Genomic DNA, 20,518 nt, shown 5'->3' on the forward strand with positions numbered 1-20,518 from the left:
AAGATTCAATCGACGCGGATGTTGGCGCGCTTGATGACCTCGGCCCAGCGCTTGCGGTCGTCGCGCATCATCCGGTCCAGCTCGGCCGGCGTGCTGGTGGCGGCCTGTATGCCCTGCTCGGCCAGCTTGGCCTGCACCGCCGGCATCTTCAGCGCGCGGTTCAGCTCGGCGTTCAGCTTCTGCACGATATCGGGCGGCGTGCCGGCGGGCGCGATCAACCCGATCCAGATGTCGCTCGCGAAATTCGGCACCTTCTCGGCAATGGTGGGCACCTCGGGCAGCGTCTGCAGCCGCTGCGCACCCGTCACGCCCAGCGCCCTGAGGCGGCCGTTCTGGATGTAGGGCAACGCGGAATTGATGGGGCAGAACATGACGTCCACCGTGCCCGCCAGCACGTCCACCAGCGCCGGGTTCGAGCCCTTGTAGGGCACGTGGGTCATCTGGGTGGAAGTCAGCGACTGGAAGATCTCGGCCGACATGTGCTGCGGGCTGCCTGAACCGGCCGACGCATAGGTCAGCTTGCCCGGCTCGGCCTTGGCCATGGCAATCAGTTCCTCGATCGAACCGGCCTTCGACTGGCTGGGCACGACCAGCGTCATGGGCAGCGTGGCCATCAGGCCGATTCCCATCAGGTCCTTCTGCACGTCGAAAGGCAGCTTGGGATACAGCGCGGGGTTGACGGCCACGGTCTGGTTGGGCGCGATTCCCAGCGTATAGCCGTCGGGCCTGGCCTTGGCCACCTGGTCGGTGCCTATGTTGCCGGCGGCGCCAGGCTTGTTCTCCACCACGAAGGGCTGGCCGAGCGTCTTCGACATTTCCTCGCCCAGCACGCGGGCCAGCACGTCGTTCGAGCCGCCCGGCGGCAGCGGCACGATGATGCGTATGGGCTTGCTGGGATAGTCCTGGGCGGACGCGGCGGCGGCCGCGCAACAACCGATGAGCGCCGCGGCGAACGCCGCGCGATAGGGATGTTTCATCATGTCTCCTCGCTGTGGCCCGCGCCGCGCGAGGCGAGAGGCGTCACGCAGCGGGCCGTTTCGTTGGCGGGGCCATGATAGGGACTGGCATCCGGGCGTTCAATCTTGAATGTTGAATCAATTCACTCAACCTTGAATGATGATTCAATGTTCGAAACCGAGGCGACGCGCGCGGGACGGCGCGGACGACGGCGCGGGTCGTCACGGGCCGGGACGAAAAGAGAAGGGAAGAGACGGGAAGAAAAGACGGCCGGCGAATCGGCCGGGCGGAAAGCGGAGCCGCCGCGGCCCGAGCGGCCACGGCGGCGGCGGGAATCAGCGTCCCTTGAACACCGGGGCGCGCTTCTCGATGAAGGCGCGCATGCCTTCCTTCTGGTCCTGGCTGTCGAACAGCCGCTCGAAGGCGCGGCGCTCGATGGCCAGCCCGGCTTCCAGGCTGGCGTCCGCTCCCAGCCGCACGGCATCGCGGATGGCGCGCACCGCCAGCGGCGGCATGGCGCAGATCTGGCGCGCGATGGCCAGGGCGCGTTCGAGCGCGGTGCCGTCGGGCACGAGTTCGCTGACCATGTTGGAGTGATAGGCCGTCCTGGCCGGGATGCGATCGCCCGTCAGCGACCACAGCAGCGTCTTGTACTTGCCCGCCGAGCGCAGCAGGCGCTGCGTGCCGCCGCCGCCGGGAATGATACCGACCTTGATCTCGGGCTGGCCGAAGCTCGCGCCCTCGGCCGCGATGATGATGTCGCAGGCCAGCGCCAGCTCGCATCCGCCTCCCAGCGCGAAACCCTCGACCGCCGCGATGACCGGCTTGCCCAGCCCGCGCAGCACGTGGAATACCTGGTCGCCGCCCTGCAGGGCGTGGTCCGTGGGCTGCATGGTGGACATCTCGACGATGTCCGAGCCCGCGACGAAATAGCCGCCGGCGCCGGTCAGCACGATGCAGCCGATGGCCGGGTCCTGCTCGAACTCGCGCAGGTAGCGCACCAGCGTGGCCTTGACCTCGGCATTCAGGGCATTCTTCCGCTCGGGGCGGTCGATCACGATGACGCCGACGTTGTCGTGACGCTCTTGGCGCACCGGCGCCTTGTTCTGTTGGGCTTGACTGTCAGACATGGGGAATCCAGTGGAGTTGGGGGAAAGGCGGTTGCAGGCTGCGATCTTCGAGAATACACAAAAATGGCGGCGTGGCTTCCGTGCCTTTTCCGCACGCGGGGATGCCGATGCGGCAACTACCCCGTACCGGCCTGTGAACCCTTCCGCGCGGCTGGTACAGTGTTTCCGGACTCAATCGACATAGGCACGCCATGAACCGACTGTCTTCCCTCGTCGTGGTGCTGGCCCTGGCAGCCATCGGCACCGGCCTTTACCTGTGGCTGCGGCCACAGCCAGAGCCGCCGGCGTCCGTGGCGGAGTCTCCTCCGGCGGCCGCGGAATCCGCCGAACCGCCCGCGCCGCCGCCGCCCGAGCCGGAGATCCAGCACCCCATCGAACCGCCCCCCGCCGCCGAGACGGCCGAGCCGCCGGCCGCGCCCGACATCACCGTGGCCATGACCGGCCTCCTGGGCCGGGATGCCGTGCTGTCTTTCTTCAACCTGGATCATTTCATCCAGCGCGCGGTGGCCACGGTGGACAATCTCGCCCGCCCGCACGCGCCCCCGCGGGTCTGGCCGGTCAACCCCACGCAGGGCCGCTTCGCCGTCGAGGGCGCGGCGCCCGGCGAACGCATCGCCGCCGCCAACTACAACCGCTACCGGCCCTTCGTGGCCGCCGTCACGGCCGTCGGCACCGACAAGGCGGCCGCGCTCTACAAGCAGCTCTATCCCCAGTTCCAGAAGGCCTACGAGGACCTGGGCTATCCGCGCGGCTACTTCAACGACCGCCTGGTGGCCGTGATCGACACGCTGCTGGCCACGCCCGATCCGGCCGAGCCCGTGGCCGTGAACCTGCCCGAGGTGAAAGGCCCCAAGGAACTCCAGCGTCCGTGGGTAAGTTACGAATACTCCGACCCCGCCCTGGAATCGCTTACCTCGGGGCAGAAGATCCTGCTGCGCATGGGCCCGGACAACCGGCGCGCGCTCAAGGCCAAGCTGGCGGACTTCCGGCGCCACGTCACGCAATCGATGACGCGCTGAGGCCGGTGCGAGCCGGGCGGTCAAGGCGCGGTCCCGCTCCTTGCTGCCATTAATTACCGGCCACTCGGTTTGCATTTACGTCCAGATCAGTGTAAACCCTAGGTTTTTCCAGCGACGCCGTCCGCGCGAGACGGCCCTCCGGCAACAAGTCGACACACCTATGTGTCCTCGCCAGCCCATGGTCCAGCTAGGGTAATGGTGGCTCCGCATCGCGTCGCGAGCCGGCCGGTTGAACGCCACCAACACAGGAAACGAACATGGCATCGTTAAAACTCCAGGTGAACGGCGGAGAGCATTCCGTCGAAGCCGACAAGGACACCCCGCTGCTCTACATCCTGCGCAATGATCTGGCCTTGAACGGACCGAAATTCGGCTGTGGACTGGGCGAATGCGGCGCCTGTACGGTGCTGATCGACGGCAAGGCCGCGCGCTCATGCCTGATCCCCGCTGGCAGCGTGCAGGGCAACCCCATCGTCACCCTGGAGGGCCTGGCCAAGGGCGACGCCCTCGATCCCGTGCAGCAGGCGTTCATCGAAGAAAACGCCGCCCAGTGCGGCTACTGCATCAACGGCATGATCATGGCCGCGCGGGCGCTGCTGGACCGCAATCCGCGCCCCACGGTGGACGAGATCAAGCAGGCGCTGGCCTACAACCTGTGCCGCTGCGGCACCCACATCGAGATCATCAAGGCGGTGCAGCGGGCCGCCGAACTGCAAGGCAAGGCCGCGCCCATGACGGCCGCCATGGCGGAGGGCGCGCAATGAAGACGACTTCGCACGCCCCGCGCCTCTCGCGCCGCCAGTTCCTGGCCGCCACCGGCAGCCTCGCGGTCACTTTCACGTTCCCCGCCCTGGTCAAGCGCGGCATGGCCGCCGCCGGCCCGGCCACCGATGCCGGCTCGCAACTGGTGGACAAGACCCTCGTCTCGGCCTATGTGCAACTGATGGCCGACGGCACCGTCCGCGCCTGCAACGGCCACGTCGACCTGGGCACCGGCATCCGCACGGCGTTCATGCAGATCGTGGCCGAAGAACTGGACGTCGGCATGAGCCAGGTCACCATGGTGCTGGGCGACACCGACGCGACGCCCAACCAGGGTCCCACCATCGCCAGCAACTCGGTACAGGCGTCGGCCGTGCCCATGCGCAAGGCCGCGGCGCAGATCCGGCAATTCCTGCTGGAAGAGGCGGCGCGCCGCCACGGCGTGCCGGCCTCCTCGCTCGTCACCCGCAACGGCCAGGTACTGCGCGCCAGCGGCGAACGCCTGGCCTCCTACGGCGAACTGATCGAGAACAAGACGCTGTCGGTGCCGCTGGCGGCCGACGTTCCGCTCAAGCCGGTCTCGGAATACACCATCGTCGGCAGCCCCGTGCCGCGCGTCGACATTCCCGCCAAGGTCGCCGGCAAGCTGACCTACGTCCACGACGTGCGCCTGCCGGGCATGCTGCACGCGCGCATCGTGCGGCCGCCCTACCTGGGCCGCGACTCGGGCGGCATGGTGGCCACCAGCCTGGAATCGGTGGACGAGTCCTCGGTGGCCAAGGTGAAGTCCCTGGTGAAAGTCGTCGTCATCAAGGACTTCGTGGCTGTCGTCGCGCGCCGCGAGGAAGACGCCATCCTGGCTTCGCGCCTGCTGAAGGTGAAATGGAAGGCGCCGCCGGCGCTGGGCTCCATGGCCTCGCTCACCGACGCGCTCGCCTCCCAGCCTTCCAAGCAGCGCCCCCTGGCCAGGAAGGGCGACCCGGACAAGGCCCTGGCATCGGCCAGGAACACGGTGAAGGCGACCTACGTGTGGCCCTACCAGATGCACGGCTCCATCGGCCCGTCCTGCGGCGTGGCCGACTGGAAGAACCAGAAGCTGACTGTCTGGAGCGGCAGCCAGAACCCCCATAACCTGCACAGCGACATCGCCAAGATGCTCGACATCCCGGAAGACCGCATCCGCGTCGTGCGAATGGAGGCCTCGGGCTGCTACGGCCGCAACTGCGCCGACGACGCTTCGGCCGATGCCGCGGTGCTGGCGCGCGAGCTGGGCCAGCCGGTGCGCGTGCAATACATGCGCGAGGAAGAGCACGCCTGGGAGCCCAAGGGTACGGCCCAGACCATGGACGTGCACGGCGGCATCGCCGGCTCCGATTCGCTGGTCTACCGCTTCGGCACCCGCTATCCCTCCAACGGCGCGCCGCTGCTGGCTTCGCTGCTGATGGGCAAGGAGAAGGCCGAGGCCACGGTGTTCGAGATGGGCGACCGCACCGCCATCCCGCAGTACCGCGCCTCGGACCTGGACATCGTGGCGCTGGACATGGCGCCCATCGTGCGCGCGTCGTGGATGCGCGGCGTGGCGGCGCTGCCCAATGTCTTCGCGCACGAATCCTTCATGGACGAACTCGCGGCCAGGGAGGGCGCCGATCCGGTCGAGTTCCGCCTGCGCTTCATGGAGGACCCGCGCCCCATCGCGCTGCTCAAGGCCGTGGCCGAGAAGGCCGGCTGGCAGCCGCGCAAGGCGCCGGCCGGGCGGCCCGCCAAGGGCATCGTCAAGGGCCGCGGCGTGGCCCAGCACCAGTACGTGCACGGCACCTTCCCCGGCGTGGGCGCCTCGTGGTGCGCCTGGGTGGCCGACGTCGAGGTCGACCTGGACACCGGCAAGGTACGGGTGACCCGCGTCGTGGCGGGCCAGGACTGTGGCCTGATGATCAATCCCGACGGCGTGCGCCACCAGGTGCAAGGCAACGTCATCCAGACCGTCAGCCGCACGCTGAAGGAAAGCGTGAGCTTCGACCAGAACGGCGTCTCCAGCCTGGAATGGGGCGCCTATCCCATCCTCAAGTTCACCGAGCTGCCCGAGGTCGACGTGGTACTGATGCCGCCCAACGGCAATCCGCCGTTGGGCTCCGGCGAATCGGCGTCCGTTCCCGGTCCCGCCGCCATCGCCAACGCGATCTTCGACGCCACCGGCCTGCGCCTGCGTGAAGCGCCCTTCACGCCCGAACGCGTGCGGGCCGCCCTTGCCGCCGCCAACAAGGAGACCAAATAATGAGCCGCGCCGCCAAGTGGTTGCTGACCATCGTGATCCTGCTGGTCGTCGTCGCGGCCGGCGCAGCGCTGATCGCGCATGAGCCGGAGATCCCCACCGCGACGGTGGATACCAGGCAATTCCCCGAAGAACAAGTCCGGCGCGGCCAGGAAGTCGCAGCCGCCGGCATGTGCGTCGTCTGCCATACCGCGCCGGGCGGGCAGGCCAACGCCGGCGGGTTCCACATGGAGACGCCCTTCGGCGTCATCGTCTCGACCAACATCACGCCCGATACCGAGACCGGCATAGGCGGATGGTCGTTCGAGGCCTTCGAGCGGGCCATGCGACGCGGCATCGCCCGCGACGGCACGCACCTCTACCCGGCCTTCCCGTACACCTCGTTCACCAAGATGAGCGACGAGGACATGCATGACTTGTACGCCTACATGATGAGCCAGCCGCCGGTCCGCAACCAGCCGCAGGAAACCCATCTGCCGTTCCCCTTCAACCAGCGCATGCTGATGGCCGGGTGGAACCTGCTGTTCCTGGACCGCGATCCGGTGGCCAAGGTGGCCTCGGAATCGGAAGCCTGGAACCGCGGCCAGTACCTGGCGGTCGCGCTGGGCCACTGCAGCGCCTGCCATACGCCCCGCAACGCGCTGGGCGCCGAAAAAAGCGGAAAGGACTACCTGGGCGGCGGCGAAGCCGAAGGCTGGATCGCCCCGGCGCTCAATGGGTCCTCCAAGGCGCCGATACCGTGGACCGAACAGGCCCTGTTCGACTACCTGCGCGCCGGCTACTCGGACCAGCATGGCGCGGCCGGCGCATCCATGACCCCGGTTGTACGCGTCGGCACCTCGCAGATCGCCGAGTCCGACACCCGTGCGCTGGCCACCTACATCGCCAGCCAGATGGCCGGGGCCGGCCAGGGCAAGACCGGCCCCACGCCGCCACAGCGCGAGGCGGCGGCGCAGGCCGCGGTCGCCACCACCGACACGCTGGGCGCCCGCATCTACGCCAACGCGTGCGCGGCCTGCCACCACCCCGGCCCCGGCGGCCCCGACCTGTTCGGCACCCAGCCGCCGCTGTGGCTGGCCACCTCGCTGAACCTGGACCAGCCCGACAACGTGATCCGCTACGTCCTGAACGGCACCCAGCACGATGCGGGCAACCCGCGGGGCGGCCACATGCCGGGCTATGCGTATGCACTGAACGATGCGCAGGTCGCGGCGGTGGTGCAGTTCATGCGCGAGTCCTTCACCGGCCAGCCGGCCTGGAATGGCGTGCAGGATGCGGTCAGGCGGATCCGGGGCGAGTATCCGCTGGCGTTGCAAGGTAGGGGGGAATAGCGACGACAGGGCGCCCATGCGCGAGCCAGCCTGAGCGGGCGGCCTCGATTCGAGGCCGCCCGTTTTTTGTGGGGCAAGGCTGAAAAGCTCCTACTACGTATTTCGTGACGCAGTCATACCAGGGACTATCGGACAAGGAACGTTCATTCCTATTGACTGAGAATTCGTCTATAAACGAAAATATCTACTGCTGCTATCCGGCGGCAACAAATCCACACAGCGGTCGGACATCGATCGAGCGGTTGACTGCTGGCAGGACTGGAAACGACGAGGCAACCATGAAAAGCAGGCCCCATGACGACGCAATGGCGGAGCTGTACCGCAGCGATCCGGCGCTGGCACTGGAAGTCATCAACGACATCCTGAAGGATGGCGACCAGGCCGAGTTGCTGATCGTGCTGCGCCAGCTCGCACAGGCGTTCGGAGGCGTGCAGGCCGTGGCCCGCCAGGCACGGCTGAATCCGACCCAGCTCTATCGCACGCTCTCGCCCACTGGCAACCCGGCCTTGAGCAGCGTGACGGCCATACTGAAGGCGATGGGGTTGCGGCTGGCGGTACAGCCGCTGCCCTTGGCGGAGCAAGCGTCCGCCTGACTACCCTTCAACCCGCCGCGGCCGCCTGCGCCGTTGCCGCTTCGGCGGACGCCGCGATGCGGCTGGCCCGTTCGGCCGCTTCCGCGGCCAGCAGGCGATCGAGCACGACGCGCGACTGCACGCCCCCGGCATCGATGTTGAGCTTCAGGATCTTGCGGCCCGGGTTCTCGGACAGGTTGCGCTGCTGCGCTTCCAGCATGTCCAGGTCCTCGCCGAAGATCTTGTCCTGGCCTTCCCGAATCGTGGCCGTGAGCTGTTCGTCGTTGGGCTTGAAGTTGCGCGCCATGCCCCAGAAGTACCAGATCGAGGTCTCGGTCTCGGGGGTGATGAAATCGACCACGATGCTCGAGGCCTTGAACTCGGCCGGCGCGTTGTAGCCGCCCTTGCCGGCATGCGCCACGCCCACTTCGATCAGCACGTGGCTGGGCGGCGTGAAGCGGCAGATCTGCCAGCGGTCGCACAGGACGTCGTCGGCCAGCCCGTTGCCGCGCAGCGCCGCGGCCCAGAACGGGGGCGGCTTGATGTTTTCCATGTGGCGGCTGGTCACGACCTCGTCGCCGATGGTCTTGGTGGACGGGGCCGATTCCTCGATCTCGGCCTGGCCGATGCTGCTGGCGTGGACGTAGGTCTCATGGGTGAGGTCCATGAGGTTGTCGATCATGAGGCGATAGTCGCAATGGATGTGGTACAGGCCGCCACCGTAGGCCCAGTCGGGGCTCTCGGCCCATTCCAGGTGGTGGATCTTGGCGGGATCGGCCAGCTCGGCGTCGCCCGGCCACACCCAGATGAAGCCGTAGCGTTCCACGGCGGGGTAGCTGCGGATGCTGGGGAAGGCGCGCACGCGCTGCCCGACCATGCCGGCGCAGGTGCCGTCCGGGTTCATGCGCAGGCCGTGGTAGCCGCAGACCAGTTCGCCCTTGTCGATGAAACCCAGCGACAGCGGCGCGCCGCGATGGGGGCAGAAGTCTTCCAGCGCGGACACCTTGCCGTCCTGGCCCCGGTAGAAGACCATGCGTTCGCCGCAGATCTGGCGGCCCAGCGGTTTTTCGGCGATTTCATCGGGGGTACAGGCGACGTACCAGGTGTTCTTCAGAAACATGGTCTTCCTCCAGGAGCCCGGCCCGTGGCAGCGGCTAGGCGCATGCGAGGAACGGAGCATCATCAAATCTGTATACAGGTTGATTTTGCTCCCGAATCAAAACAAGGGAAATAGCGGGAAAACCCTAGGATTTTTGCCCCTTATCTCTGATCATCGCCTTTTTCTGTGGAAAATCTGTATACAGGTTTGCACATCCCCTCACTATTGCTCCAGCGTGATTCCCCGCTTGCGGATCACGTCCCCCCAGCGCTTCAGGTCGCCGGCCGTCAGGGCCGCCATGTCGGCCTTGCCACCCTCCATCGGCTCGACGCCTATCTCGCGCAGGCGTGCCTGGACGTCTGGGCTCTTGACGATCGCCTGCAAGGCCGCCGACAACCGGTCGACGGTAGCGGCAGGCGTCCCCGCCGGCACGACCACGCCCTGCCAGGCATAGGCCACGATGTCGCCCGCCCCGGCCTCGGCCAGGGTCGGGATCTCGGGCAGCGAGGGCAGGCGGGACGCCTCGGCCACGCCCAGCGCGCGCAGCTTGCCCGCCTGGACCTGCCGCATGCCGGTGGGCACGCCTATGAAAGAGACGCCGATATGGCCGCCCAGCAGATCCTGGGTCAGCGGCGCGGTGCCCTTGTAGGGGACGTGCAGCAGCGGCGCGCCGGTCATCTCCTTGAACAGCTCGCCGGCCAGGTGCTGCGGACTGCCCAGGCCGGGCGAGGCATACCCCATGGATCCGCCCGCCGCCTTGGCCAGGCGCACCAGCGATGCGACCGAGTCGGCCGGCACCACCTGCGGATTCACCACCAGCAACAACGGAAACTTGCCGTACAGGGCCACCGGCGCGAAGTCGCGCGATGGGTCATAGGGCAGTTTCTTGTAGAGCAGGGGGTTGAAGACGACCGTGCCGTTGTCGACCGAGAACAGCGTGTAGCCGTCCGGCGCGGACTTGGCCGCCGTTTCCGCCGCGACGATGGTGGCCGCGCCCGGATGATTCTCGACGATGACGGGCTGCCCCAGCTTCTCGGCCAGCCTGGCCGCCAGTATCCGCACCGCGTTGTCGCTGCCCCCGCCGGCCGGATAGCCGACGATCCACCGCAAGGGCTTGGCGGGAAAGCCCTGCGCATGGACACCCGCGGTAGCCAGGCCCACCATCGCCATGCCCCCGATCCGCAGCAACCGCTTCATCAATCCGAACATCGCCATTCTCCGGTTGGAACGATATGGACGCAGGACGGCCGTCCGCCCGTCAGGACTGGGTCCGCCCGCGCCGCACGAACTGCACGAACGCCTGCAGGGCGGCCATCTGCCGGCCCAGGATCTCCCGGGTCGGGGCGTCGGCCAGCGCGCCGGCCGCATCGAACTTGCCCGGCGCCATGCCGATGAAGACCTCGGGCTTGTTCAGCACCAGGGCGTCCAGGAAGACCATGATCTTGCGCAGGTCGTACTGTGACCGCGCACCGCCCAGCGGCCCCTGGGTGGCGCTGAGGATGGCGACCGGCTTGCCGGCGAAGGGCTGGTCGTCGCCGCGGGAAATCCAGTCGATCGCATTCTTCAGGACGCCGGACACCGAGAAGTTGTATTCCGGGCTGGCGATCAGCACGGCATCCGCGCCGCGCACGGCCTCCCGCACTTTCCGGACGGCAGTGGGCATTCCTTCGGCCAGGACGTCGGCGTCGAACATGGGAAAGCCCCGGATGTCGAGCACCGACAGCTCCATGCCGGCCGGCATGAGACTGCCGGCGGCCTCCAGGGCCAGCCGGTTGTAGGAGGCTTTGCGCAGGCTGCCGCACAGGCCCGCGATGCGTAGGGGGGAAGTGGTCATGGGTCAGGATCGCAAGAGAGGGAAAGGGACCGGCATCAGGCCATGATGGCCGGGTTGAACTCGAAGAACTCGGGCCCGACCACGTCGCTCTGCCGCAGATAGATGTCGATGTTGCCGACGTGGAAGGCGCGGTGGGCGTACATGCCCCACAACAGCCCCATGCCGGACCATTCCCGGCCGACGAAGTGCACCTTCTTGCCGAGCTCGGCTGGCGTATAGCGGCCCAGCGCCTCGAGGTTCTCGTCGTGCAGGGCAAGCGCCGTCGCGCGCAGGTCCCCCTGTTCGAAACGGGCCGCGGCGGCGGGATCGCTCGGCAGGGGAATGACACCACCGGGCTCGCAGGCCGGGATGGCGCGCACCCAGTTGCGCTCGGCCAGCACCGTATGGATCAGCAGGCTGCGCACGGTGATGCGCGACACCCGCGTGCCGAAGCGCGTGCTGGCGTTCTCGATCGGGGCCCAGTCCATCTTGCCGGCGTCCATGCGCGCCACCCAGTCGTCGGAGTAGCGGACCAGCCGGTCGAACAGGGTCAGGAAGCGGGTGAATTCCTCGGGCATGGCGGTCTCCTTGTCTTTGTTCACTGGGACACGGCCGCTTCGCCGGCCAGGATTTCCCGGGCGCGCCGCAGCGGGCCATGGTCGACGAAACGGTCGAAGTCGATGGGCGCGGCCAGGAAGCCATGCCGCAGCAAGTGGTCGTGTTGCACCCGCAGCGCCTCCACCCACTCCGGACGCAGGTCGACCTCGAGCTGGCGGTGGACCTCCTGCGGAAAGGCCGCGTCCACGAGTTCCTCGGGCAGGCCGGTGTCGGCAGCGATGACACGCTTGGCCTCGCGCTCGTTGGCCGCCGCCCAGGCGGCCGCGCGCAGGACCGCGGCCAGGCAGCGCGCCACCAGTTCCGGCTGCTCGGCCAGCAGGTCCTCGCTCACGGTCAGGGCCAGCGGTGCATCGTTGTTCACGCGACCGGCCAGGTCGGGACTGGAGGCCGCGTCGGCGATGGCCACCGCGCCGGTGAACCCCATGACCACGGCGGCAATCGCGCCCTGGCTGTAGAGCGCGTCCACCTCGCCCCGGACCAGCGCGAAGGCTTCCTCGCGCTGGTGGCCCAGCATGCACTGCGCGCCCCACAGCGTGGCCGTCCGGGCGGTGGAGGCCGTCGCTCCGTCCATGAACGTCCGGTTGGTCGAGACCGGCGTCATCGCCACGTCATCCATGGTCATGCCCTCGCGCGCCAGCGCGAGTTCGGTGCCCCGCAGCGACGAGGCCTTCCAGAAATCGATGGAATCGCCGGCGCGTATCGGCAGCGAGACCTTCCTGCCGGCCAGTTCGCGCACCGAGGCGATGCCGCTGTCCGGCATGACCAGCATGGGCTTGATGCTGTCGTTCCACGACAGGCCGATCAGCTTGACCCGGCCGCCGCGCGAGCGGGTCACCAGCGGAGGGCCGTTGCCGCCGTGGCGGAACGAGTTGGGCTGGGAATGGTGGAAATGCGACTGTCTGACCTGGTTGTCGGTGCTGGATGCGAGCGAACGCGCCACGATGCCGTCGCGCGCCAGTTCGGCATCGAGAAAGCCCCGCTCGACGGCGACGCCGAACGCCGTCGGCACCGGGCAGCGGGTGTACCAGAGAGTGGAGGGGTTCATCACGCGGGACTCATCGTTCAAGGGGGAATGTTCACTGGCCATCGCGCCGCTCCAGCCATGCCCAGGCCGCGCGCCGCAATTGCTGCTCGGCCTGGCTGCCGCCCACCACCGTCGAGGCGGACACGTCGCGGCCCTTCTTGCGTTGCCGCAGGCGCATGAAGGCCAGCCCGGCATCCGGGGCCGCCAGATCCACCTCGCGCAGCCATGGGGGCGCCTCGCCCTGCGCGGGATCGAGGCGGTCCTTGTCGAAGATCGCCGTCCAGTGCAGGATGCCCCACCTGCCGGCGCGGCGTTCCACCTGGTCGAGGAAACGGCAGTAGCCGGTGTAGTCGAACAGTTGTCCGTCGAGGTGCTCGCGGATCAGGATGGCCATGTCGGACTCCAGCAGGGCCCGGTCGCCACGCTGGTCCACGCGGCAGTTCCCGACCCAGTGCTTGCCGTGTTCGCCGGGCTTGCGCGCCGCGTCGCTGGCCGCCAGCAGCGGCACCAGGTCCGCGACCTTGCCGTTGAACCACGAGATGCTGGCGGTCGCCTCGGGGTGGAAGCAGCCGGCCATGCCGGCGAAATCGCCCTGGTCGCGATGGAAGGCCCATCGCTGCCGCAGGCTCCGTATGGCGAGATCGTCGGCGGCGGAAGAAGACATGGCGGCGCTCCTAGGCGAAAGGCTGTTCGATGGCGTCATAGCCATAGACCCAGTCGTAGCGGTCCTCGACACGGTGCGGCTCCCACTCGCGCCGGATGTGTTCCCGCGCGGCGCCGGCCTCGGCCAACACGGGCGCATGGACGCGCGTGATCTGGGCCGCCGACTCGTTCACGATCCGCGTGGTCCGCTCGACCCGCATCCGTTCATACGAGGCCAGCGCGGCCGGAATGTCATCGGGTGTGCGGCGCAGGCAGCGGCCCAGCACCATGGCGTCTTCCAGCGCCATGTTGGCGCCCTGGGCCATGAAGGGCAGCGTGCTGTGGCAGGCATCGCCCAGCAGGGCAACGTGCCCCCGCACCCAGACGGGCAGGGTATCGCGCACGATCAGTGCCCATTTGTAGGGCACCTCGATGCGCTCGATCATGGCGATTACGTCCTCGTGCCAGCCTTCGAAATCCGCCAGGCATTCCGCTATCGTGCCGCGCGCGTTCCATGACTCGACCGTCCAGTCCGCCCGGTCCACCATGCCGATGAAGTTCAGCATCCGTCCCTTGCGGATGGGATAGGTCAGCACGTGCGCGGTCGGCCCCAGCCAGGACACGCCGCCCGTGCGGTTGATCGATGCCGGCAGGCGGCTCGCGTCGATCAGGCCACGCCAGGCCATGCAGCCGGTGAACCGGGGCCGGTCCGCACCGAACAAGGCCTGGCGCACCTTGGAATGGACGCCGTCGGCGCCGATCAGCGCATCGGCCCGGACGGTCCGGCCCGAGGCCAGGCGCATCTCGGCGCCCCCGTCAGCCGTGCCCAGGGACGCGAAGGCGGCGTTCAGGTGAATGGCGTCGCGTTTCTCCCGCCGCACGGCTTCCAGCAGCAGCGCATGCAGGTCCGCGCGATGGAACGTCAGGTAGGGCGCGCCGTACTTCGATACCGACGCGGCGCCCAGCTCCAGGTAGCGATTGGCGTCCGCCGTGTTCCAGACGCGGATCTCCTTGCCCCTGGTCTGGGTGCCCAGTTCGAACATGGCGTCGCCCAGCCCCCATGCCTGGAGCAGCCGCGTACCGTTGGGGCTGATCTGCACGCCGGCACCCACCTCGCCCAGCTCGGCCGCCTGTTCGTAGATGTCGACGTCGAAGCCCTGCTTGAGCAGGGCCAGCCCCGCGGCCAGGCCGCCTATGCCGGCGCCGGCGATGGCGATGCGTTTGTCGCCCGTGCTCATGCCTGCTCCCCATGCCGCAGGTCGCGCAGTGCGACCTCGATGACCTGCGCCAGCCGGCCCGGATCGGCCAGCATGGACGACAACATCAAGGCGACCTTGGCCAGGAAGACCGCCTCCTTGTCCGGCCCGGCCGCGTTCATCGCGACGGCCAGCGCCTCCCAATTGCGTTCCAGCAGCCCCGCGGGCAATGTCTGTTCAACCAGCATGGTCCAACTCCTCTTTACCGCGCACCGCGCGCACCAGGCACGGCAACACCGTTTCGGGTTCCCAGGCACGCCACCGCGCCATCACGTGGCCGTCGGGCCGCACAAGGTAGGCCGTACCCGGCCTGACGTCGAACGCCCCGGCGATCCCGGCATCGTCGAGCGCGACGGCATCGATGCCGAACGGCACGCCCATCGACGCGCGCAGCGCGTCCAGGCGCCGCGACTTGTCGCCCAGTCCAGCGTCGCCGAACGCCAGCAGCGTGAAATCGCGACCCAGCCTGTCGTGCAGGAACACCGTCCCGCCGGCCGATGCGCCGCATGGCAGGTTCGGGCAGACGGCGCCGGGCGCGGGGCCGTGGCCGAACGAACCATCGTCGGCAAGACGCAGCGACGAACCGGTCATGCGCAGTTCCGTCACCTGGCGAGGATTGATCAGCTCGCGCACGAAGGCCTCGCTTACCGCCAGCGACAGCACCGCTTCCTGCATGACGGCGTGCCCGCGCGTGGGCGGCGTCATGAAACGCGTGCTCTTCTCCGCCAGTGCCATGTTCTGCCTGGCCGCATCCACGCGTTCGATCGAATAGGTATCCAGCAGGGCCGGCGGAGCCTGTCCCGCCGCCACCCAGGCCAGCTTCCAGCCCAGGTTGTGAGCGTCGTCCACGCCGCCGTTCATGCCCCGCGCGCCGAAGATGGGGACCAGGTGCGCGGCGTCGCCGGCGAACAGCACGCGGCCATCGCGGTAGTCGTCCAGCGTCAGGCTGTGTGCGCGGTACGGGCTGATCCAGTCGATCTGCCAATCCGCCGTCTCGCCTATCGACGCCAGGAATTCGGTCACCCGCTCGCGCACCCGCTTGGGCTGGATCTCCTGTTCCAGGTCCTCTTCGGGCAACAGCTGGTAGTCGATGCGCCAGATGTCGAAGGGCTGCTTGTGCATGATGATGGTCGCCCCCGGAAACGCCGGCGGGTCGAACCAGACGCGCCGGCCGGGCGGTTCCTTGCTGCGCATCTGGATGTCGACGATCAGGTAGCGGCCTTCGTACACGCTGCCCCGCAGCTCCTTGCCCAGCGAGCGGCGCACCGCGCTACGGCCGCCGTCGCACGCCACCAGCCACTGCGCATGCAACGCGTAGGACCCGGACGGCGTATGGACCCGGGCGGTCACCCGTTCGCCGTCCTGTTCGACATGCTCCAGCCGCGACGACCAGCGCAGGGAAACGTTGGGGTAGGCGCGCAGCGCCTCGTACAGGTACTGCTCGACGTGGCACTGCGCCAGCGACACCATGGGTGGATGCTTGAGCCGCGGATCCTGCTGCACCTGGAAATCCAGCACCAGCTTGTCCCGGTAATAGCTGCGGCCGCCCTTCCACGACACGCCGGTCTCGACGAAACGCGTGCCCGCGCCGATGCGCTCGAAGATCTCCAGGCTGCGCCGCGCGGTGCCCACCGCCCGGCTGCCCCGGTTGACGGTGTCGTCTTCCTCCAGCACCACCACCTCGATGCCGCGCCGGGCAAGCTCCAGCGCCACGGTCAGGCCGACGGGCCCGGCGCCGGCGACGACCACCTGGTGCACCGGCGCGTCCCCGCGCATTTCCGGGGGAAGCTCGAAAGGATGGTGCACATAGTCGAAGTAAAGGGAGTCATATCGCGCGCCACTGCCCGATATGCCTTCGGTCGATGCCATGCCGGACACTCCATCAAGAATCGATATGCGGTCCATGCGCCGCAATTAGTTTCCTACGAAACTAATTTCCGAACAGTATTGGTTTCCTATGAAACCAAGTCAAGCGATTTCCGAAGGTTCGGCGACTAGGCAAAACCCGGGTGCCTGCGCCACCCAGGCCTGCGTCCGCCGCGGCAAGAGGACTAGAATTCGCCCTTTGGCACCAGACCCTGCTTCGTCCCCATGGCCATCAAGCGATCGACGCCCGCTTCCTCCCGCCCGGCAGGCGAACACCCTTCCCTGCAGCTCGACGCCTTCCTGCCCTACCGGCTGAACATGCTGTCGAGCCTGGTCGCCGACCGCTTCGCGCGCAGTTATGCGGCGTATTCCGAACGCTTCGGCATCGACGGCCCGCGCTGGCGCGTGATTTCCTTCCTGGGTGAGCGGCGCGGCGCGGAAGGGGAACACGCCGCGATGACCGCACGCGATATCTGCGCCAAGACCCGCATGACCAAGGTCATGGTCTCGCGCGCGATCACCGATCTCGAGGCGGCGGGACTGATCCGGCGGCGGCCCAACGAGAACGACAGGCGCGAAGCCTTCCTGGACCTGACCGATGCCGGCCAGGAGGTCTACTGGGCCATCGTTCCCGTGGCCCTGGAATTCCAGGAAGACCTGCTGTCGGGCCTGTCGGCGCAGGAACGCGCGACGCTGTTCCGCGTGGTCGACAAGCTGCAGGGCCGGGCCTTGAAGATGTAGCGCGCCGAGCTAGGGTTCCCCCTCGTTACGCATATTGTAAGGAAGCCTTATATTGTCCCTGCCAGCGATCGGCCAGCCGAGCAGAAGCGGCCAATGACTCAGGAGACACCATGCCTTGCAAACGCCTGTCGGCGGGGGCCGTCGTGCTCGCCGCGTTCGTACACGCCCCCGCCTTCGCGAACGACTACCCCACGCGGCCGGTACGCCTGGTAGTGGGCTATACCGCCGGCGGCGGCAGCGACATCCTGGCGCGCGTGCTCGCGCAGAAAATGTCCGAAGGGCTGGGGGTGCAAGTGGTGGTCGAGAACCGCCCAGGCGCGGCCTCGATGATCGCGACGGAGTACGTGGCCCGCGCGGCGCCCGACGGCTACACCATCCTGCTGGGCGCCAGTGGCGCGCTCGCGATCAACCCCGCGCTGTACAAGGAAGTGAAGTACGACGCCGCCAGGGATTTCGCTCCGATTTCGCTGGTCGCGTCGCTGCCGGTGCTGATGGCCGTCAACAAGAGCGGGCCCGCCCAGAGCTTGCCCGAGCTGCTGGCCTATGCGAAGGCGCATCCCGAAAAAGCCAATTATTCGTCCGCGGCCGCGCCGTTTCGCCTGATCGGCGAACAGCTCAACCTGCAGGCGGGTTCCCGGTTCCAGGAAATCCTTTACAAGGGCAGTACCGACGCGGTCAATGCCGCCATCGCCAACGACGTGCTGGCGACCATTTCCGACTCGATTTCCATCGGCGCCGGCTTGAAGACGGGCAAGCTCAAGGCCATAGCGATCACCTCGCGTGCCGAACACCCCTCGTTTCCGGGCGTGCCGACCTTCACCAGCCTGGGACTCAAGGGCCTGGACGTGCAGCTGTGGCAAGGATTGCTGGCCCCCGCCGGCACGCCGCCGGCCATCGTCGACCGTCTCCAGCGCGAGGTACATCGCGTAATCGCGCTACCGGAAGTCCAACAACGGTATGCCGCCATGGGGCTGGATCCGGAAACCAGCACGGCCGCCGAGTTCTCGCGTCTCATCGCCAGCGAGCTGACGCGATGGAGCGGCATCGTGAAGGCGGCCGGCATCGAGAAGTTGTAGGCATGGACCAGCCTTCCCCCATCGCCTTCTACTTCGATCCGATCTCTCCCTATGGCTACCTGGCTTCGACCCAAATCGAGACACTGGCGGCGCGCCATGGCAGGCAGGTGGACTGGCGGCCGGTGCTCCTGAGCGTCACGGTACTGCAGGTGATGGGATTGAAGCCGGTTCCGGCGACGCCGCTCAAGGCCGATTACTCCCGGCAGGACAAGCACCGCATGGCGCGTCTGCTGGGCGTGCCGATATGCGAGCTGCGCCACCCGGACGTGTCCCCCATCCGCGCGCTGCGCGCCTTCCTCTGGTTGAAGCGGCACGATTCCGCGCAGGCCGCGCGCTTTGCGCGCGCCATCTGCGCCAGGCTGTGGGCCAAGGGGGAAGACATCTCCACCGCGGAAGCGGTCCTGGAGGAAGCGGCATTGCTGGGCGTGGACACCGCGGCGCTGGGCCAAGGCATGGAATCGCCCGGCATCAAGGCCGCGCTCAAGGAAGAGGTGGATCACGCGGTCGCCCAGGGGGTGTTCGGCGTGCCTTTCTTCATCGTCGACGGCCAACCCCTCTGGGGGGTGGACCGCCTATGGATGCTCGAACATTGGCTCGAGCACAGTTCGTGGGATCCCGCGCCATGACACACCAGGACGCGCTGCTTCAATTCACCGGCCACGATCTGGCCACATTGCTCCGCAGGAAGGCGGCCGAGCGGCCCGGACACCCGTTCCTGACCTGGGCGCCGGAGCCCGGCGTATCGCGCACCTGGACCTACGCCGAGTTCGCCGGACAGGTCGCCTCGCTGGCGGGCGGCCTGCAAAGGCGCGGCGTGCGCGTCGGCGACCGCGTCCTGATGCACCTGGAGAACTGTCCGGAATTCCTGCTGACGTATTTCGCCTGCGCGCATCTGGGCGCCGTCTGTGTTCCCACCAATGCCATGGCCGCCGGACCGGAACTGGCCTATTTCGCCGAACTGACGGAGGCCTGCGGGGCCGTCACGCATCCGAAATTCGCGGCGAAGATCCGCGGCCATTGCCCCGGCCTGAAATGGCTGGCGATCACCGACGACGATGCCGGGCAGCCCGCCGACGCCGCCACCGCGCCACGGCCCGACGAACGCCACGCCGCGCTGCTGGCCGCGCCCGCGCCGCAACGCCCGCCCGACGCGGCGGCGCCGCTGTCCGTGCTGTTCACGAGTGGCACGACCTCGCGTCCCAAGGGCGTGGCATGGACGCATGCCAACGCCTTGTGGGCCGGCAGACTCGGCGCCATGCAGCAAGGCCTGCGCGGCGACGACGTGTTCCAGGTGTTCCTGCCGCTGTTCCACGTGGTCGGCCTGTCCTGGTCGGTCTTTCCCGCGCTCTGGGCCGGCGCCAGCATCGTCCTGCAGCCCCGCTTCTCGGCCAGCCGCTATTGGCCGGTCGCGCTCGAGCATCGCAGCACCGTGGGATCTCACGTCATCTTCAGTGCCAACGTGCTGGCGGGCATGCCCGTTCCCCGCGGCCACGCCTTCCGGCAATGGTGCAATGCGCTTTGGCTGCCCGAGCACGAGGCCCATTTCGGCATCAGGATGATGGGAGCGTGGGGCATGACCGAAATGGTCGCGCAAGGCATCGTCACCGATCCGTGGTCGCCTCCCCGGCCCGGCGCCATCGGCCGCCCATCCGCCGGCTACGGCGTACGCATCGTCGACGACCGGGGCCGCGACTGCCTGCCCGGCGAACGCGGCAATCTTCTGGTCCGTGGCATACGGGGGATCACCCTGTTTGCCGAGTACTTCGGCAATGCCCAAGCGACGCGGGACGCCTTCGACGATGATGGCTACTTCAGGACGGGCGACAGCGTGCTGTTGCATGAAGACGGCTCGATCCAGTTCGGCGACCGCGCCAAGGACCTGCTCAAGGTCGGCGGCGAAGGGGTCTCCGCGGCAGAGATAGAGCGGGTCATCCGGACGGTACCCCGGGTAAGCGAAGTGGCCGTGGTCGGCCGGCCCGATGCCGCCTACGGCGAAGTTCCCGTCGCCTTCGTGCGACTGCCGGCGGACGGCGGCGTCACGGGGCTGGCCGACGCCATCGTCGAGGCATGCCGGCGGGAACTGGCCAAGTACAAGGTGCCGCGCGAGGTCGTGTTCGTCGAGGATTTCCCCCGCATCGGCGTGGGCAAGATATCGAAGGCCAGGCTCAGGGAACTGGCGGCGGCACCGGGCGCGGCAACGGGCTGACCGGTGCCGGCTCGCCTCCAGGCGCGCATGGAAATCGGGCGGATACGGGCCCGACGCCCTGCGTGCGGCGCCCGGCTGGCGCGGGCGCACGGGCATCGGCCGGAACCCCGGCCGCTATTGCACAATAGCCAATATAT

The 20,518-nt window shown here is 68.0% G+C and carries 20 protein-coding genes; 9 read left to right on the forward strand and 11 right to left on the reverse strand.

Annotated features, from left to right (window positions below; genetic code table 11):
- Positions 1-5: 5 nt before the first annotated feature.
- Both CDO46_RS13525 and CDO46_RS13530 read right to left on the reverse strand, forming a co-directional pair.
- Positions 6-980, reverse strand: a complete 975-nt coding sequence (locus CDO46_RS13525) for a tripartite tricarboxylate transporter substrate binding protein (RefSeq protein WP_087838983.1) — start codon at positions 978-980, stop codon at positions 6-8.
- 312 nt (positions 981-1,292) lie between these two features.
- A complete protein-coding gene (locus tag CDO46_RS13530; RefSeq protein ID WP_087838984.1) occupies positions 1,293-2,087 on the reverse strand; it encodes an enoyl-CoA hydratase-related protein in 795 nt (264 codons plus the stop codon).
- Between the two features lie 191 nt (positions 2,088-2,278).
- Between CDO46_RS13530 and CDO46_RS13535 the strand changes: the two genes are divergently transcribed.
- The 5 genes from CDO46_RS13535 to CDO46_RS13555 all read left to right on the forward strand — a co-directional run bounded on the left by CDO46_RS13535 (position 2,279) and on the right by CDO46_RS13555 (position 8,061).
- Complete coding sequence (locus CDO46_RS13535) at positions 2,279-3,106, forward strand: DUF3014 domain-containing protein (RefSeq protein WP_087838985.1); 828 nt, start codon at positions 2,279-2,281, stop codon at positions 3,104-3,106.
- A gap of 257 nt (positions 3,107-3,363) precedes the next feature.
- Positions 3,364-3,870, forward strand: a complete 507-nt coding sequence (locus tag CDO46_RS13540) for a (2Fe-2S)-binding protein (RefSeq protein WP_087838986.1) — start codon at positions 3,364-3,366, stop codon at positions 3,868-3,870.
- Entirely contained in the window at positions 3,867-6,140 is a 2,274-nt protein-coding gene (locus CDO46_RS28500) for a molybdopterin cofactor-binding domain-containing protein (RefSeq protein ID WP_087838987.1), read from the forward strand. Before CDO46_RS13540 ends, CDO46_RS28500 begins: the two co-directional genes overlap by 4 nt.
- Positions 6,140-7,468 carry a cytochrome c gene (locus CDO46_RS28505; protein ID WP_087838988.1) on the forward strand — a complete coding sequence of 443 codons (1,329 nt, stop codon included), beginning with the start codon at positions 6,140-6,142 and terminating at the stop codon, positions 7,466-7,468. Before CDO46_RS28500 ends, CDO46_RS28505 begins: the two co-directional genes overlap by 1 nt.
- 278 nt (positions 7,469-7,746) lie before the next feature.
- Positions 7,747-8,061, forward strand: coding sequence for a DNA-binding protein (locus CDO46_RS13555; protein WP_087838989.1), 315 nt, complete (start codon positions 7,747-7,749; stop codon positions 8,059-8,061).
- Between the two features lie 7 nt (positions 8,062-8,068).
- Here the strand turns inward: CDO46_RS13555 and CDO46_RS13560 are convergent, their stop codons facing one another.
- The 9 genes from CDO46_RS13560 to CDO46_RS13600 all read right to left on the reverse strand — a co-directional run bounded on the left by CDO46_RS13560 (position 8,069) and on the right by CDO46_RS13600 (position 16,361).
- On the reverse strand, positions 8,069-9,160 hold the full coding sequence (locus CDO46_RS13560) for an aromatic ring-hydroxylating dioxygenase subunit alpha (protein ID WP_087838990.1): 1,092 nt from the start codon (positions 9,158-9,160) through the stop codon (positions 8,069-8,071).
- A gap of 201 nt (positions 9,161-9,361) precedes the next feature.
- Positions 9,362-10,348 (reverse strand): tripartite tricarboxylate transporter substrate binding protein, encoded by a 987-nt coding sequence (locus CDO46_RS13565; protein WP_165963257.1) that lies wholly within the window; start codon positions 10,346-10,348, stop codon positions 9,362-9,364.
- Positions 10,349-10,397: 49 nt separating this feature from the next.
- Positions 10,398-10,973: an NADPH-dependent FMN reductase gene (locus tag CDO46_RS13570; protein WP_087838992.1), complete on the reverse strand. Its 576-nt coding sequence runs from the start codon at positions 10,971-10,973 to the stop codon at positions 10,398-10,400.
- A 35-nt stretch (positions 10,974-11,008) separates the two neighbouring features.
- Complete coding sequence (locus tag CDO46_RS13575; RefSeq protein ID WP_132980250.1) at positions 11,009-11,530, reverse strand: DinB family protein; 522 nt, start codon at positions 11,528-11,530, stop codon at positions 11,009-11,011.
- Positions 11,531-11,550: 20 nt separating this feature from the next.
- Complete coding sequence (locus tag CDO46_RS13580) at positions 11,551-12,615, reverse strand: ABC transporter substrate-binding protein (protein ID WP_176400735.1); 1,065 nt, start codon at positions 12,613-12,615, stop codon at positions 11,551-11,553.
- A 31-nt stretch (positions 12,616-12,646) separates the two neighbouring features.
- Positions 12,647-13,258 (reverse strand): nuclear transport factor 2 family protein, encoded by a 612-nt coding sequence (locus CDO46_RS13585; RefSeq protein ID WP_176400736.1) that lies wholly within the window; start codon positions 13,256-13,258, stop codon positions 12,647-12,649.
- A 10-nt stretch (positions 13,259-13,268) separates the two neighbouring features.
- On the reverse strand, positions 13,269-14,474 hold the full coding sequence (locus CDO46_RS13590) for an FAD-dependent monooxygenase (protein ID WP_087838996.1): 1,206 nt from the start codon (positions 14,472-14,474) through the stop codon (positions 13,269-13,271).
- Positions 14,471-14,680 carry a DUF2783 domain-containing protein gene (locus CDO46_RS13595; RefSeq protein WP_087838997.1) on the reverse strand — a complete coding sequence of 70 codons (210 nt, stop codon included), beginning with the start codon at positions 14,678-14,680 and terminating at the stop codon, positions 14,471-14,473. Before CDO46_RS13595 ends, CDO46_RS13590 begins: the two co-directional genes overlap by 4 nt.
- Positions 14,670-16,361, reverse strand: coding sequence for an FAD-dependent oxidoreductase (locus CDO46_RS13600; protein ID WP_176400737.1), 1,692 nt, complete (start codon positions 16,359-16,361; stop codon positions 14,670-14,672). Before CDO46_RS13600 ends, CDO46_RS13595 begins: the two co-directional genes overlap by 11 nt.
- Positions 16,362-16,583: 222 nt before the next feature.
- On the opposite strand from CDO46_RS13600, the gene CDO46_RS13605 reads away from it, so the two are divergent.
- The 4 genes from CDO46_RS13605 to CDO46_RS13620 all read left to right on the forward strand — a co-directional run bounded on the left by CDO46_RS13605 (position 16,584) and on the right by CDO46_RS13620 (position 20,381).
- Complete coding sequence (locus tag CDO46_RS13605) at positions 16,584-17,099, forward strand: MarR family winged helix-turn-helix transcriptional regulator (protein ID WP_087838999.1); 516 nt, start codon at positions 16,584-16,586, stop codon at positions 17,097-17,099.
- Between the two features lie 110 nt (positions 17,100-17,209).
- The gene (locus CDO46_RS13610; RefSeq protein ID WP_087839000.1) at positions 17,210-18,175 is read left to right on the forward strand and encodes a tripartite tricarboxylate transporter substrate binding protein; all 966 of its coding nucleotides are present in this window, start codon (positions 17,210-17,212) and stop codon (positions 18,173-18,175) included.
- A 2-nt stretch (positions 18,176-18,177) separates the two neighbouring features.
- The gene (locus CDO46_RS13615; RefSeq protein WP_087839001.1) at positions 18,178-18,801 is read left to right on the forward strand and encodes a 2-hydroxychromene-2-carboxylate isomerase; all 624 of its coding nucleotides are present in this window, start codon (positions 18,178-18,180) and stop codon (positions 18,799-18,801) included.
- Positions 18,798-20,381, forward strand: coding sequence for a class I adenylate-forming enzyme family protein (locus tag CDO46_RS13620; RefSeq protein WP_087839002.1), 1,584 nt, complete (start codon positions 18,798-18,800; stop codon positions 20,379-20,381). Before CDO46_RS13615 ends, CDO46_RS13620 begins: the two co-directional genes overlap by 4 nt.
- Positions 20,382-20,518 lie beyond the last annotated feature (137 nt).

The organism is Pigmentiphaga sp. NML030171 (genome assembly GCF_002188635.1).
In the GTDB taxonomy this organism is placed as follows: domain Bacteria; phylum Pseudomonadota; class Gammaproteobacteria; order Burkholderiales; family Burkholderiaceae_B; genus Pigmentiphaga; species Pigmentiphaga daeguensis.

Excerpts from the sequence above, each read along its gene's own strand:
- CDO46_RS13525 (WP_087838983.1), bottom strand. The coding sequence starts at position 980 with ATGATGAAACATCCCTATCGCGCGGCGTTCGCCGCGGCGCTCATCGGT.
- CDO46_RS13530 (WP_087838984.1), bottom strand. The coding sequence starts at position 2,087 with ATGTCTGACAGTCAAGCCCAACAGAACAAGGCGCCGGTGCGCCAAGAG.
- CDO46_RS13535 (WP_087838985.1), top strand. The coding sequence starts at position 2,279 with ATGAACCGACTGTCTTCCCTCGTCGTGGTGCTGGCCCTGGCAGCCATC.
- CDO46_RS13540 (WP_087838986.1), top strand. The coding sequence starts at position 3,364 with ATGGCATCGTTAAAACTCCAGGTGAACGGCGGAGAGCATTCCGTCGAA.
- CDO46_RS28500 (WP_087838987.1), top strand. The coding sequence starts at position 3,867 with ATGAAGACGACTTCGCACGCCCCGCGCCTCTCGCGCCGCCAGTTCCTG.
- CDO46_RS28505 (WP_087838988.1), top strand. The coding sequence starts at position 6,140 with ATGAGCCGCGCCGCCAAGTGGTTGCTGACCATCGTGATCCTGCTGGTC.
- CDO46_RS13555 (WP_087838989.1), top strand. The coding sequence starts at position 7,747 with ATGAAAAGCAGGCCCCATGACGACGCAATGGCGGAGCTGTACCGCAGC.
- CDO46_RS13560 (WP_087838990.1), bottom strand. The coding sequence starts at position 9,160 with ATGTTTCTGAAGAACACCTGGTACGTCGCCTGTACCCCCGATGAAATC.
- CDO46_RS13565 (WP_165963257.1), bottom strand. The coding sequence starts at position 10,348 with ATGTTCGGATTGATGAAGCGGTTGCTGCGGATCGGGGGCATGGCGATG.
- CDO46_RS13570 (WP_087838992.1), bottom strand. The coding sequence starts at position 10,973 with ATGACCACTTCCCCCCTACGCATCGCGGGCCTGTGCGGCAGCCTGCGC.
- CDO46_RS13575 (WP_132980250.1), bottom strand. The coding sequence starts at position 11,530 with ATGCCCGAGGAATTCACCCGCTTCCTGACCCTGTTCGACCGGCTGGTC.
- CDO46_RS13580 (WP_176400735.1), bottom strand. The coding sequence starts at position 12,615 with ATGAACCCCTCCACTCTCTGGTACACCCGCTGCCCGGTGCCGACGGCG.
- CDO46_RS13585 (WP_176400736.1), bottom strand. The coding sequence starts at position 13,258 with ATGTCTTCTTCCGCCGCCGACGATCTCGCCATACGGAGCCTGCGGCAG.
- CDO46_RS13590 (WP_087838996.1), bottom strand. The coding sequence starts at position 14,474 with ATGAGCACGGGCGACAAACGCATCGCCATCGCCGGCGCCGGCATAGGC.
- CDO46_RS13595 (WP_087838997.1), bottom strand. The coding sequence starts at position 14,680 with ATGCTGGTTGAACAGACATTGCCCGCGGGGCTGCTGGAACGCAATTGG.
- CDO46_RS13600 (WP_176400737.1), bottom strand. The coding sequence starts at position 16,361 with ATGGCATCGACCGAAGGCATATCGGGCAGTGGCGCGCGATATGACTCC.
- CDO46_RS13605 (WP_087838999.1), top strand. The coding sequence starts at position 16,584 with ATGGCCATCAAGCGATCGACGCCCGCTTCCTCCCGCCCGGCAGGCGAA.
- CDO46_RS13610 (WP_087839000.1), top strand. The coding sequence starts at position 17,210 with ATGCCTTGCAAACGCCTGTCGGCGGGGGCCGTCGTGCTCGCCGCGTTC.
- CDO46_RS13615 (WP_087839001.1), top strand. The coding sequence starts at position 18,178 with ATGGACCAGCCTTCCCCCATCGCCTTCTACTTCGATCCGATCTCTCCC.
- CDO46_RS13620 (WP_087839002.1), top strand. The coding sequence starts at position 18,798 with ATGACACACCAGGACGCGCTGCTTCAATTCACCGGCCACGATCTGGCC.